The following is a 14,790-nucleotide window of genomic DNA, read 5'->3' as shown; positions in this document are numbered from 1 at the left end:
AACAATCTGCCAATTTTTTCCGCTACCAAACGTAGCGGAAATGAGCATTTATAGGAATTAGCTATGAAAAAAACAATTAAAATCAATGATAATGATAATGTCATTATTGCATTAGAACAATTACATCAAGGCGATAAAATCATTAGTGAACTATTGGTAGATCAACATCAAATTACTGCATTACAAGATATCCCTGCCGGTCATAAAATAGCAATAAAACCAATTGCACAAGGTGAAAATATTATAAAATATGGTTTTCCAATTGGCCATGCCACACAAGCGATTCAAGTTGGTGAGCATGTTCATACGCATAATGTAAAAACTAATCTTGGTGCACTTAATGAATATCAATACCAACCGGCTATAGGACATATTTCAACGCAATTTAGTGATAGAGAAGTCAAACTTTATCGAAGAAAAAATAAAGATGTTGGTATCCGTAATGAGCTTTGGATTATTCCTACAGTTAGCTGTGTTAATGGTATTGCCGCACAGATTCGTAATCAATTTTTAGCCGATATTTCTCAAGAACTTTTACAAAAATCATATAATTTTGATGGTGTTTATTTACTTTCTCATCCCTATGGTTGTTCACAATTAGGTTGTGATCATCAAACAACCAAAACTATATTACAAGATATGGTTAAACATCCTAATGCAGGCGGAGTTTTAGTCATTGGCTTAGGTTGTGAAAATAATCAACTCAATTCTTTTAAAGAAAGTCTTGGAGAGTATGATAGCGAGCGAGTACGCTTTATGATTGCTCAAGAAGTTGAAGATGAAATAAAACAAGGTGTCAATTATTTATTTGAAATCTACCAAATAATGAAATCAGATCAACGGCAATTAGGTAAACTAAGTGAACTTAAATTTGGGCTTGAATGTGGTGGTTCTGACGGCCTATCTGGCATTACAGCTAATCCTCTATTAGGTAAATTTTCTGATTATATAATTTCGCATGGGGGGACAAGTGTACTAACAGAAGTTCCAGAAATGTTCGGCGCGGAAACAATTTTAATGTCTCGTTGTGTCAATCAACAAATATTTGAAAAAACCGTAAATATGGTTAACAACTTCAAACAATATTTCATGTCATACAATCAACCTATCTACGAAAACCCCTCTCCTGGTAATAAAGCAGGAGGTATTACTACACTAGAAGACAAATCTCTAGGTTGTACGCAAAAAGCAGGTAATAGTACGGTTATTGATGTATTAGAATATGGTGATAGACTCCAAAAAACAGGCTTAAATTTATTATCTGCACCCGGTAATGATGCAGTTGCAACAGGCGCATTAGCTGCAGCTGGTTGCCATATGGTGTTATTTTCTACAGGAAGAGGAACACCTTATGGTGGAGTTGTGCCAACCGTAAAAATTTCAACTAATTCAGCTTTAGCTCATAAAAAACAGCACTGGATAGATTTTGATGCAGGGCAGTTAGTAAATGGCATCAAAATGGATAAATTATTAGAACAATTTATTGATCTGATTATACAACTGGTTAATGGTAAACCCACATGTAATGAAATTAATCAATTTAGAGATTTATCCATTTTCAAAAACGGCGTGACTGAATAATTTCTTTTATTCTAAATCATGGCTCAAATTTAATCACAGTGATAACTCTAGCATAGAACAAAGAAGTCGGTCACAACAAATTAAATTTGAGCAAAAGAAAATCAACTAACGTTGATCATCAATTGTTACACCTGCCGGCGGAGTAAATTTAAATTTATTCGGTTCCACTTTACCTAGTACTTGATGAGACAAATCATAAAAACTACGTTGGCCATCTTCTTCAATGATAGTGAAATTTGAAATCATACCTGTAGGTAATACAGAAATAATAAAATCTTGATTAGATCCATCCGTCGGTTTAAGTGTAAATGAGTCTTGCTTGCGAGTCACTTGATAAACATCCCAAATTGGATTGTGGCTATCAGTAATAAGTAACATTAAACGATTATCAACCGCTTTTTTTAAATCCATTACGCTTACTTGCTCAACCGCTGGCGTATACACCCACATATTTTTTCCATCAGAAATAATTGAAGTTTCATCTGGCTCATTCATTGTCCAATTAAAATAGTAAGGCCTATTAACCCATAAATCTCCTTTACCGTCTTGCACAGGTTGATTATCTTCAGTCTTCACTTTTTGAGAAAAGCTTGCATAAAATCCTTCAATTTTATCTAAACGTTGTTGTAATACTTCTTTATCACCAGCCCATACTGATAAGCTCGCCAATAACCCAATTAACAATAAATACTTCTTCATACCCAATCCTTACTTTTCATCTAACAACTTAAATAAAGTCCAGTAACTAAATTAGTTCAAAATATTAACGTTTTTATTCTGATGGGAAAAGATATTTTCTTTTCTTTTTTCACTTATTAAATAACAAGTATATAATAGATTCAATTTATCAATTTGGATAATGACCTGCCATGCCGAGTATGTCTTTTGAATTTACCACTGATGAGTTTAAACCGTTAGCAGCAAGAATGCGTCCTAGAACCTTATCTGAATATATAGGACAAGCTCACTTGCTAGGTGAAAATAAACCGCTACCAAAAGCCATTGAAGCTGGTAATTTACACTCAATGATTCTTTGGGGGCCACCAGGTACCGGTAAAACAACATTAGCAGAAATTATTGCTCACCATGCGAATGCAAAAGTTGAACGAGTGTCTGCCGTTACATCCGGTATAAAAGATATTCGCGAAGCGATTGAACGAGCTAAAATTGATCAACAAGCCGGTATTCGTACTATTTTATTTGTTGACGAAGTTCATCGTTTTAACAAAAGCCAACAAGATGCTTTTTTACCCTATGTTGAAAATGGCACCATAACATTTATTGGCGCTACGACCGAAAACCCATCATTCGAACTCAATTCAGCCTTACTATCGCGTGCACGAGTTTATTTACTAAAATCATTAACCAACTACGACATTGAACAGATTTTACAACAGGCAATGAACGATCCCGAACGAGGTTACGGTAACCGAAATATTTTGCTGCCCGAAGAAACCAAAAAACAGATTGCTGAATTTGTAGGAGGGGATGCAAGGCGTGCTCTTAATACACTTGAGCTATTGGTTGACATGTCCGATGGTCAAGAGCTATCCCCTGAACTACTCAAGGAAGTAATGGGTGAACGCAGCGCTAGATTTGATAACCAAGGTGACCGTTTTTATGATTTAATTTCAGCTGTCCACAAATCGATTCGAGGCTCAGCACCCGATGCTGCACTTTATTGGTATGCTAGGATTATCTCGGCTGGTGGCGATCCACTCTATGTCGCCCGCCGGTTATTAGCCATTGCATCAGAAGATGTCGGCAATGCTGACCCAAGAGCGATGCAAGTGGCACTAGCAGCATGGGACTGTTTTACCCGAGTTGGTCCAGCTGAAGGAGAACGTGCAATTGCACAAGCAATTGTCTATATGGCTTGTGCACCCAAAAGTAATGCTGTTTATCTTGCTTTTAAACAAGCAATGAGTGACGCCCAATCTAAATCAGATTATGATGTACCCGAACATTTGCGTAATGCACCAACTAACTTAATGAAAAATTTAGGTTATGGTGCTGAGTATCGCTACGCTCATGATGAACCTAATGCTTTCGCTGCAGGTGAAAATTACTTTCCACCAGAAATGGCTAATACAAAATATTACCGGCCTACAACACGAGGGGCAGAAAAAAACTATGCCGATAAATTAGCATGGATAGATGCACAAAACCAAGCAAGTCCAATTCAACGTTATAAGTCTAAAAAAAATCAAGTTTAATTTCATGTTGTTACATAGCAATCCAATTAATCAACTAAAATTTGGTCAATTAGCAATCTTTAAAAAAGATACCATTTGACTAAATATCACGGCCTAATCTAAAATCGGCGACTTTTAAAATATAGTCATCATCTAGTAATTTCCTTAATTTCTTTTAGGATAAAAAATGATGAAAAGGAATTCAAAGATGAATCAAGCAGTAATAAAAAAACATTTAAAATCAGTCATATATACAACAATCTTATCGCAATTTTCCGAAATAAGTTATGCAAGTCTTAGCTCTCAAACAACTCAGGTTATTCACGGAATAAAACCATCTTTATCACCCATAATTGAGCAGCGAATAGATGATTTGAATTTATTTGGTTTAACTGTAGACAATAGAAACTATTATGGAGATGAAGTAAAATACTTACCTATTCAACACAATTACCCTTTTAAAAATAAAATCGATGCGGCACCAATAAAACAGCCAGATAGTCATGAATATTTTGATCCCGATGGAGACGAATTAGAAGCACTTGTACCCAAAGGGCAACAAAAAGTTAGTATGACTTGGTATTATACAGACATAAATAATAAACTCATTGAATTTACCCCTAAAGATACTGATACTTTTTGTAGCTTATCCACAGAAGGTATGTATGCGCCTTTTAAAATAAAATTATCTGCTGATCTAATTTTATCTTCGCAGTATGGTATCCCTAATAGCAATACCTATCCTAATGTGGATGTCATCACTCATCCCTCTAAAACGTATACCATATTAGATGATGCTTTTGTCTGTTATGCTAGACCTTCATTAAATCCATCAGGAATTACAGGAAGTAAAAAAAATCAATGGGATCCAAGATATGGTTTCTTACATCAATCGAATGTTGATCCAACAAAAAACTTCCCAACTACAGGTTTTTATGGTGCTAAATTTGATTTGCTCTTGTCCAATCAGGGCATCGCTTCAAACTACATTTGGACAGTTAAGCAAGGCAGTGCACTAGTTAATGTCACCAATAATACTAATTTTGTCACGATAGCTTTCAATACCGTTGATGCAAAAGATCCAGGCAAAGCTTGGCAATATATTATGGGATCTGACTCTGGATATACTGTTGTCATTGAAGGAAGAAATCAAACAAAAAATACAATAGTTCAATACTCATTTACCCTTACCAAATGGTTTGACGCTTGGAATCAAACGTATAACAATAAAGAAGAGCCTCTCTCTATGAGAGACGAGCTTACGGAGGTAATTGCAGCATGTTCACATAAAAGTGGTCATTATCGCTTAAGTCATGCTGACGAAGTAAGTAATGTGATGTTAAGTGGTAATAACAAAGTAGCGTTATATACACGTGAAATAGGAACATTATTTAGTGAATGGGGCGATCTGGGTCAACAGATTTACCCTGGTTCTTTGGCACCGCATGAAAACCAATCAAATAGTTTTAGGCGGTACTACTTATGGGATACATGGAAAGGAAAGTATTGCGATATACATACTTATAATGGTATATATCATTGTCGCGATAGAGAAAAAGAAAATAAAAATGGCATATGCGTCTCTGTACCTAGAAGATAAAGTATTGTCAATGTTCGTGTAAATTTTAGGATCTATCTATTCATAGGTAGATCTTATCATATACAATATTTTAATTTTTTCCACTTGTACCTATCTTTATGGGACTGTTAATAAAAACTGACAGTACCTTTTAAAATCAATAAAACCTGATTTTCGTTAATAAAATCAGCATTACCGATTAACAAGCACACTATATATAGTAATTAAATGATTAATAGGTACTATATATTGTATATTTTGATAAATATCAATTACTATAGCTATCACAAGAATACATAATTACAGTGAATGAAAAATGAATAAATCAATACTTGTCACAAAGCGAAACGGCAAAAAAGAACCAATAAATCTTGATAAAATCCATAAAGTCATTACATGGGCAGCCGAAGGATTAGATAATGTTTCGGTATCACAAGTTGAATTGCGCTCTCATATTCAATTTTATGATGGAATCCGGACATCAGATATCCATGAAACAATTATTCGTGCTGCAGCCGATCTTATCTCTCAAGATGCTCCTGATTACCAATATTTAGCCGCTCGCTTAGCTATTTTCCATTTACGTAAAAAGGCCTTTAACCAGTTTACACCACCATCTCTTTATGAGCATGTCAAAAAGTTAGTAGAAAGTAAACGATACGACGAACATCTACTTGAAGATTATACTCAAGAAGAATTTGCGGAAATGGATAAGTTTATCGATCATTGGCGAGATATGTCTTTTTCGTATGCCGCAGTTAAACAGCTTGAAGGAAAATATTTGGTACAAAATCGCGTTACTGGAGAGATTTATGAAAGTGCACAATTTTTATATGTTCTAGTCGCAGCATGTTTATTTGCCAATTACCCAAAAGAGACACGCCTTAGCTATATAAAACGCTTTTATGATGCAGTGTCTACCTTTAAGATTTCACTACCAACCCCAATTATGGCAGGTGTTCGAACACCTACTCGTCAATTTAGTTCCTGTGTATTAATTGAGTGTGATGATAGTTTAGATTCAATCAATGCAACAGCAAGTGCTATTGTAAAATACGTATCGCAACGTGCAGGAATTGGGGTCAATGCTGGGAGAATTCGCGCTTTAGGAAGTTCAATTCGTGGTGGTGAAGCATTTCATACTGGTTGCATTCCCTTTTATAAATATTTTCAAACTGCGGTTAAATCATGTTCACAAGGCGGTGTGCGTGGTGGAGCCGCAACCGTTTTCTACCCTCTTTGGCATTTAGAAGTCGAGAGCTTATTAGTCTTACGCAATAACCGTGGAGTAGAAGAAAACCGTGTTCGCCATTTAGATTATGGGGTACAAATCAATAAATTAATGTATCAACGGTTAATTAACAACGAAAATATTACTTTATTCAGTCCATCAGACGTCCCTGGGCTTTATGATGCCTTTTTTGCCGATCAAGATAAATTTGAAAAGCTTTACCACCAATATGAAAAAGATGTCAATATTCGCAAACGAGTAGTTAAAGCCGTTGAACTCTTTGCTCTATTAATGCAAGAGCGCGCATCGACTGGACGCATTTATATCCAAAATGTCGATCACTGTAATACCCACAGCCCATTTAATGCCCTATTAGCGCCTGTTCACCAATCGAATTTATGTATGGAAATTGCATTGCCTACCAAACCCCTTAATAATGTTAATGATGAGCACGGTGAAATTGCACTTTGTACATTATCAGCCTTTAATTTAGGTAAAATTGAATCACTAGATGACTTTGAAGAATTAGCCGATTTAGCAATACGGGCCCTTGATTCACTGCTTGATTATCAAGATTACCCTGTGCCTGCTGCTCGCAATTCCTCATTAAATCGTCGAACATTAGGTATTGGTGTTATTAATTATGCCTATTATTTAGCAAAACATGGAGTCAAATATTCTGATGGTAGTGCTAATAACTTAACTCACCGTACTTTTGAAGCCATGCAATATTACTTGCTAAAAGCATCCAATAACCTTGCTAAAGAAAAGGGAGCATGCCCATTATTTAACGAAACAACGTATGCACAAGGTATTTTACCAATCGATACTTACAAAAAAGATTTAGATACTCTTACCAAAGAGCCTTTACATTATGATTGGGAATCACTACGAGAATCGATTAAAATACATGGGCTTCGTAATTCAACTTTATCAGCATTAATGCCATCAGAAACTTCGTCACAAATATCTAACGCAACAAATGGCATTGAACCACCACGAGGCTTCATTAGCGTTAAGGCGTCTAAAGATGGTATTTTAAAACAAGTAGTTCCAGATTATAACAATCTGAAAAATTTCTACGAATTACTTTGGCAAATTCCAAATAATACTGGTTATTTACACTTAGTAGGAATTATGCAGAAATTTGTTGACCAATCAATTTCGGCTAATACGAATTATGATCCGACTAAATTCCCAAATGATAAAGTACCAATGAAACAGCTATTATCAGACTTATTGACCGCTTATAAATTTGGCGTGAAAACGCTCTATTATCATAATACACGCGATGGTGCTGAAGATATTCAAGGTGACATTATTCCAACAACACACAGTGACGATGGTTGTGAAGGTGGTGCTTGTAAGATTTAACCATTATTAAAACCTAAATGGCAATATACTAAAATAAAATTTTTATGAGGGGAAAATCATCCCCCCACTCATTTACCTTTTACACTGTCGAAAGGTAGCGGTAAAAGCAACGATAAATTAGTAGGAGTTCTTTTATGAGTATGAATTACAGTACCTTTTCGCATGTGCATAACGACCAGCTTAAAGAACCCATGTTCCTTGGACAACCGGTAAATGTTGCGCGTTATGATCAACAAAAGTATGAAATGTTTGAAAAATTAATTGAAAAACAACTATCTTTCTTTTGGCGCCCTGAAGAAGTCGATATTTCTCAAGATCGTATTGATTATGCCGCATTGCCTGAACATGAAAAACATATTTTTATTAGTAATTTAAAATATCAAACCTTGCTTGATTCCATTCAAGGGCGCAGTCCCAATGTTGCATTATTACCTCTAATTTCTATTCCGGAACTTGAAACATGGGTAGAAACTTGGTCGTTTTCAGAAACCATTCACTCACGTTCATATACACATATCATTCGTAATATTGTTAACGATCCATCTGTCGTTTTTGATGATATTGTCACCAATAAAGAAATACAAAAACGTGCCGGTGACATTGCAGGTTATTACGACGACCTGATTAGTTACGCAAGTTACTATAATTTATTTGGTGAAGGTAAACATAACATCAATAATCGCACGGTCTCCATTAATTTACGCGAACTAAAAAAGAAACTTTATTTGTGCTTAATGAGTGTCAATGCACTCGAAGCTATTCGTTTTTATGTTAGTTTTGCTTGTTCCTTTGCCTTTGCAGAACGTGAGCTTATGGAAGGTAATGCAAAAATCATTAAACTTATTGCCCGTGACGAAGCCCTACATTTAACTGGCACACAATTTATGATTAACACACTACGAAGTGGCGAAGATGATCCTGAAATGGCGGACATAGCCAAAGAGTGTGAACAAGAATGTTATGACCTCTTTTTGCAAGCGGCAAATCAAGAAAAAGAGTGGGCTGAATACCTATTTGAAGGTGGATCAATGATTGGTTTGAATAAAGACATTTTATGCCAATATGTCGAATACATCACCAACATTCGCATGCAAGCAGTTGGGCTAAAATTGCCGTTTGAAGCTAAATCAAATCCAATTCCATGGATCAATAATTGGCTAGTGTCTGATAATGTGCAAGTTGCGCCACAAGAAGCCGAAATGAGCTCTTACTTAGTTGGGCAGATTGATGCTGAAATGAATGAAGACGATTTAAGTGACTTTACCTTATAGGTTTTATACTAAAACTTATATTTTCTTGAAAGTTTTTTTAAAAAGGAGCAAATTATTGTTCCTTTTTTATGACAACTATCGGTCATAAATAGTCGTCTTATTCTAACAGTAGCTTGACACTCATTGAAAATCGGGTAAGGATATGGCTATTGAATTATCTTGATTTGATAATATGACCATGACTAAAGCACATCTATTTTACCCTGTATCACCGCTTGATTTCAGCGATGAACAGATAAATATCTCCTATCTAAAGCAACAGCTTGAAGCTTTTCAACAATGGTCTATGGTGCAATTTGAGCAACAAGTTGATATTGATACGCTAGTACATTTACGTAGTCAATTTATCGATCGTTTACTTGATCGATTATGGTGTTTTTACCAAATACCTAAACATGTCTCCTCATTCTTTAAACGCAACCGTATCGCTTTAGTTGCCGTTGGCGGTTATGGACGGGCTGAATTACATCCATTGTCAGATATTGATATTTTGGTTCTTAGTGATTATCCGTTAAATAAAGAAATAGAAAAACAAATTGGTGATCTTGTTCGCTTGTTATGGGATTTACATTTAGATATAGGGCATAGTGTTAGGACATTAAGAATTTGCCTACAAGAAGCGAAAAATGACATCACCATAATGACTAATTTGATTGAATCAAGGCTCATTTCGGGTAATCAATTACTGTTAGATGAACTACATAAACAAATTTTTAGCAATAAAATTTGGCCTTCCCGTGCCTTTTATAAAGCCAAAATTCAAGAGCAACAAGAACGTCATAAACAATATCACAGTACCTCTTATAATCTAGAGCCTGATTTAAAGAATAGTCCTGGTGGTTTGCGAGATATGCAAATCATTCAATGGATCGCAACTCGCCATTTTGGTGGGGAATTTTTGCAAAAAATGTCCGATTTCAACTATTTAACCCCTGAAGATATTGCAGACTTTAAAACGTGTCGTAAATTTTTATGGCGAATGCGTTTTGCTTTGCACTGCGTGATCTCTCGTTATGATAACCGATTGCTTTTTGATCGACAACTTAGCATTGCCAATATGTTAGGTTACCAAGGTGAAGGTAACACACCAGTAGAAAAAATGATGCATGATTATTACCGTGTTGCTCACAATATTACTGAACTCAATCAAATGCTATTACAACTGTTTTATGAGTCTATTCTTGAGCATGGTCCACAAAATAAACCTTATGATATCGATGAATATTTTCAAATTAGAGACAAACTCATTGATGTAAGAGATGATGAGATCTTTAAAAAAGATCCTGTCATGATTATGCAGCTTTTTTATACAATATTGCTTAATCCTCAAGTGGTTGGTCTTTATTCTAATACCATTAGACAATTACGCTCAGCAAGACGATCTCTAACTAATTTACTTTGTGAAAATGCTAAAGCAAGATCGCTTTTTATGTTAATTATCAAACACCCAGATGCAATTGAAAAAGCAATTTTGCCCATGCATAAATATGGCATACTTTCGGTCTATATACCGGGCTGGAAACAGATATCTGGCATGATGCAATTTGACCTGTTTCACGCTTACACTGTTGATGAACACACCATCCGCTTATTGCTTGAGCTCGATAGTTTAAAAACAGAAAGTGGCAAACAAAAACACCCTAATAGCGCAAAAGTCTTTGCTAAATTATCTAAACCTGAATTATTAGTTATTACAGGGTTATTTCATGATATAGGTAAAGGACGACATGGTGATCATTCTGAAATTGGAGCACATCTAGTTGAAGAATTTTGCCAATTACACGGACTAGAAACCAAAGATACCGAGTTAGTTATTTGGTTAGTACGTTATCACCTACTAATGTCGGTAACAGCGCAAAGTCGCGATTTACAAGATCCTGCCGTTATAAACGAGTTTATTCAAATTGTCAAAAGTAAACGTCGTTTACAGTATTTACTTTGCCTTACAGTTGCGGATGTCTGTGCAACAAACGAAACGCTGTGGAATAGTTGGAAACAAAGTTTAATGCGTGAACTCTACCTTAATGCAAAAAATTCCTTTGATTCAGATATCCGCCAAATTCCTGAGCAACGAAGTATAGCACGTAAAAATAAACAAGAAGCATTAGCCATTTTAGTTAATCAAAATTATGATGAACAGATCATTAAAGATCTTTGGCAACGCTATCGTTTTGATTACTTTCTTCGTTATACAAAAGAACAAATTGTATGGCATACACAAATTTTATTACAGCACGATTTGACCAAAATATTGGTAGCCATAAACCCTCGCCCATATCATGGTGGCAGTGAAATTTTTATTTATTCGCCAGATCGACCTTACTTATTTGCAACTGTTTGTAATACGCTAAGTATGCACAATTTAACGATTCACGATGCGCTTATCATTACGAATAAAAAAGGTTTTGCACTTGATACTTTCATTGTATTAGATCCTAATGGACAAACAGTGCAAGAAGATCGGAATCAAGGCCTAGTAAATGCTCTTGACAAAGCACTACAGCAACCTGTTTATAAAGGTGTAACCATTAAACCACCTAAACAACGGTTACGATCGTTTTTAGTACCCACTCAAGTTAACTTTCTTTCTGCTTTCAATGACAGCCAAACTTATATGGAGCTCATTGCACTTGATAGACCGGGGTTGCTTGCTTATGTAGGTGAAATATTTGCTAACTTAGACTTATCATTACGCAGTGCAAAAATTGCAACTATCGGTGAACATATTGAAGATCTATTTATTCTAACAGATAAACACAACCAAGCACTTGATGATGATACTTGTCAAAAGCTTCGAGAATCAATCATTATTGCTCTTGATTCAATGAATTAATGAAATTAACTACAAAAGATATAACTTATGCAATTTTTTATTATTTTATTTCCCATTTTTGCTATTTTTATTGTCGGGTTTATCGCACAAAAAGCCTTAAATTTTGATGTTGCTAATCTATCAAAAATGTCACTTTATGTACTATCCCCATTTTTGGCATTTAAAACATTTTATACGCATACGTTAACTGCCGATTATCTATTTTATATCTGTTATATTTTTGGTCTCTGTTTTTTATTAGTCCTTATCATTTCCATTTGGTCTATAATGATGAAATATTCAGCCAAAGAGCGCTGCGCCATGATTTTAAGTTCGTGTTTTATGAATAATGGGAATTATGGTACCCCAGTACTGTTAGTCTTTTTTGGCTCCGTGGGATTTGACCTTGGCGTGATTATGATGGTATTGCAACAATTTGTAATGAGCACAGTTGGCATCTATTACGCAGCAAAAGGCAGTGCCCGTAGTGATATTGTCAGTCAAAAAGATGTCATCAATAAAGTTATCCGCATGCCAGTAGCTTATGGCGCTTTATTAGGTATGCTTTTTCAGTTGTGCCATATTCCTTTGTCCAAATCCATAATGACATCCATTGGCATGATTGGCGATTCATCAATCGTTGTCATTATGATTATTTTGGGAATGCAATTAGCCAAAATCAAGATCCAACAACTAGATTATCCTAAACTTTCATTTTCATTACTAACCCGAATGATCATTTCACCGATAGTCGCATTTGGCATGGTCTATTTTATGCCTATTTTGCCGATTTATAAGCAAATCTTAATCGTATTAGCTGCCATGCCAAGTGCCGCCAATACAACACTCATGTCAGTACAGTTTGACACTCATCCAGAACTGGTATCAAGTGCAACCTTAGTTAGTACATTATTAAGCTTAATCACATTACCTATTGTGCTATGGCTTGTCGGTGCACCAATACCGTTTTAATCGTAAAAGCGCTCTCTAGTCAGAGAGCGCTGAGCCAGATAGTTTAAAATCCGTTTTGCAGTCGCCAAATCATTGCCCACACTTTACCTTTTATAAAAAATAAAACAGCGACTAATTAATTCTTACCTAGCCACTCTTTTTCAAACTGATTTACAAACTGAACCAAAAAATGATGCCGTTGCTCAGCGAGCTTTTTAGCTATCGGGGTGTTCATTTTATCTTTAAGCAAAAAAAGTTTTTCATAAAAATGATTAATAACGGTATTGGCTTGTTTATAATTATCTTCATTCAATGTAGTTCGTGGTGAAATATCAGGATCGTACATAATATGATGTTTATTGCCACCATAATAAAAAGTGCGAGCAATACCAATTGCTCCCAATGCATCTAACCGATCAGCATCTTGCACAATTTGCCCTTCTAATGATAATGTTTTTTTCTGATTAATATTTTTTCGATATGACATATTTTCAATAATGTCAAAGATCATTTTAATTTCGTTATCGGTTAACGCCTGTAATATTAAATAATCACGCAACTCCATGACAGCTTGATTCACATCATCAACCACTTTTTCATCAATCACGTCATGTAAATAAGCACTAACAATCACAATAAAGCCATTCGCTTTTGGTTCATGCTTTAAAATCTGCTCGGACAATCTCACCACGCGCTCAATATGCGCCATATCATGACCGGAAAAGTCATTAGCCAATTTTTGTTTAACAAAAGCTTGTATGGCTTGAATCACACCCTGCTTATGTTTATTTGTTTTATTATTCATAATATTATATCGACATTTTAATTTACACATATCGTGCCATCACTCGTGTAACCCCAAGTACTAACCATTCCCATATTAGAGTATACTTGAAGATTGATAAGGGGCTGGTAAGAAGGTTTATGTGTATTTTGCGTCCAATAAGTTCGACGATCTGCGAAATTACTACCAGGGTAACCATCGTTAATATTATCATAGCTATAAGTTTCTCCCCATTCTGAAAATAGCCCTCCATCAATACGACGTTGATAATTATTACCCTGACCTGCTAAACCTTGATTCCAATATTGAGAATTAGCATTAGTTAGTTGATCAACTGTAGGTATTTGATAGCCCAACTGATTACAGTATTGTTCAGCCTGAGCATAACTATAACTACTACCATTATCATTCTTTCTTGCGATAAACCATTTTTTAATGGTAAAACTATATACTTTATTAGTTTTGGCTTTATCGGAATATAAGAAAAAGGTCGTCGGTACTGCGGTTGCTGCTTCGGCGGCGCTAGCCCCCTCTTTGGGTCCGACTAATCGAATCTTGGCAATACTACCATTGCCCGTTATAGTTAAATCAATGCCCGATGTTGCTGGTGACTTGTCAAATGTCATCTCACTACCTAAGCTATCAACCATATCCATGGTAAAAAATAGCCCATATGCCCCCATGGTTGGAAAGTTTGATGCTGGATTATTTAAATCTTGACGTTTAAAGCCTTTTGCATCGTCCCATTCGCTCGGTGGCCCTGAATAATTCAACCCACCCCAATTATGTTTGCGACTATTACTTAAATATAAGTTGGGCTTGGCAGAATAAGTACAAGCGCCTTTAGGAGGATTTAGGTAATAAGTGGCGTGAACTGCACCCCAAAAGTTGTACAAAAAAACTAAGCTGCTGGAAAATAATACTCCCGATATTGAACAGGACTCTTTTTGTCCAAGCTTAATTTAATTCTTCTATGATTATAATAATGGATATATTCCTCAATATCCGCTTT

11 protein-coding genes are annotated in these 14,790 nt (G+C 35.5%); 7 read left to right on the top strand and 4 right to left on the bottom strand.

What is annotated here, in order from left to right:
* The first annotated feature begins 63 nt into the window (after positions 1–63).
* Positions 64–1,581, top strand: coding sequence for a UxaA family hydrolase (locus ACYIAJ_RS08475; RefSeq protein ID WP_483560508.1), 1,518 nt, complete (start codon positions 64–66; stop codon positions 1,579–1,581).
* A 105-nt stretch (positions 1,582–1,686) separates the two neighbouring features.
* On the opposite strand, the gene lolA is transcribed toward ACYIAJ_RS08475, so the two are convergent.
* Positions 1,687–2,280, bottom strand: a complete 594-nt coding sequence (lolA, locus tag ACYIAJ_RS08470) for an outer membrane lipoprotein periplasmic chaperone LolA (protein WP_483560509.1) — start codon at positions 2,278–2,280, stop codon at positions 1,687–1,689.
* A gap of 170 nt (positions 2,281–2,450) precedes the next feature.
* On the opposite strand from lolA, the gene ACYIAJ_RS08465 reads away from it, so the two are divergent.
* The 6 genes from ACYIAJ_RS08465 to ACYIAJ_RS08440 all read left to right on the top strand — a co-directional run bounded on the left by ACYIAJ_RS08465 (position 2,451) and on the right by ACYIAJ_RS08440 (position 13,015).
* A complete protein-coding gene (locus tag ACYIAJ_RS08465) occupies positions 2,451–3,797 on the top strand; it encodes a replication-associated recombination protein A (protein ID WP_483564655.1) in 1,347 nt (448 codons plus the stop codon).
* A 352-nt stretch (positions 3,798–4,149) separates the two neighbouring features.
* A complete protein-coding gene (locus ACYIAJ_RS08460; protein WP_483560511.1) occupies positions 4,150–5,376 on the top strand; it encodes a hypothetical protein in 1,227 nt (408 codons plus the stop codon).
* 295 nt (positions 5,377–5,671) lie between these two features.
* Entirely contained in the window at positions 5,672–7,960 is a 2,289-nt protein-coding gene (gene nrdA, locus ACYIAJ_RS08455) for a class 1a ribonucleoside-diphosphate reductase subunit alpha (RefSeq protein ID WP_483560512.1), read from the top strand.
* Positions 7,961–8,100: 140 nt separating this feature from the next.
* On the top strand, positions 8,101–9,231 hold the full coding sequence (gene nrdB / locus ACYIAJ_RS08450) for a class Ia ribonucleoside-diphosphate reductase subunit beta (RefSeq protein ID WP_483560518.1): 1,131 nt from the start codon (positions 8,101–8,103) through the stop codon (positions 9,229–9,231).
* Positions 9,232–9,403: 172 nt separating this feature from the next.
* Positions 9,404–12,064 (top strand): bifunctional uridylyltransferase/uridylyl-removing protein GlnD, encoded by a 2,661-nt coding sequence (gene glnD / locus ACYIAJ_RS08445; RefSeq protein ID WP_483560513.1) that lies wholly within the window; start codon positions 9,404–9,406, stop codon positions 12,062–12,064.
* A gap of 27 nt (positions 12,065–12,091) precedes the next feature.
* Positions 12,092–13,015 (top strand): AEC family transporter, encoded by a 924-nt coding sequence (locus ACYIAJ_RS08440; RefSeq protein ID WP_483560514.1) that lies wholly within the window; start codon positions 12,092–12,094, stop codon positions 13,013–13,015.
* Between the two features lie 115 nt (positions 13,016–13,130).
* Here the strand turns inward: ACYIAJ_RS08440 and ACYIAJ_RS08435 are convergent, their stop codons facing one another.
* From ACYIAJ_RS08435 to ACYIAJ_RS08425, 3 genes are all read right to left on the bottom strand, one after another.
* Positions 13,131–13,799: an HD domain-containing protein gene (locus ACYIAJ_RS08435; RefSeq protein ID WP_483560515.1), complete on the bottom strand. Its 669-nt coding sequence runs from the start codon at positions 13,797–13,799 to the stop codon at positions 13,131–13,133.
* 17 nt (positions 13,800–13,816) lie between these two features.
* Complete coding sequence (locus ACYIAJ_RS08430; protein ID WP_483560516.1) at positions 13,817–14,674, bottom strand: hypothetical protein; 858 nt, start codon at positions 14,672–14,674, stop codon at positions 13,817–13,819.
* Between the two features lie 5 nt (positions 14,675–14,679).
* Positions 14,680–14,790 (bottom strand): IS3 family transposase (locus ACYIAJ_RS08425; RefSeq protein ID WP_483564297.1); only part of this gene is annotated, 111 nt, incomplete at its 5' end.

It is taken from the genome of Gilliamella sp. X-46 (assembly GCF_057063525.1).
The sequence above is the reverse complement of the archived record's forward strand: the minus strand, read 5'-3'. Positions and strand labels throughout refer to the sequence as shown.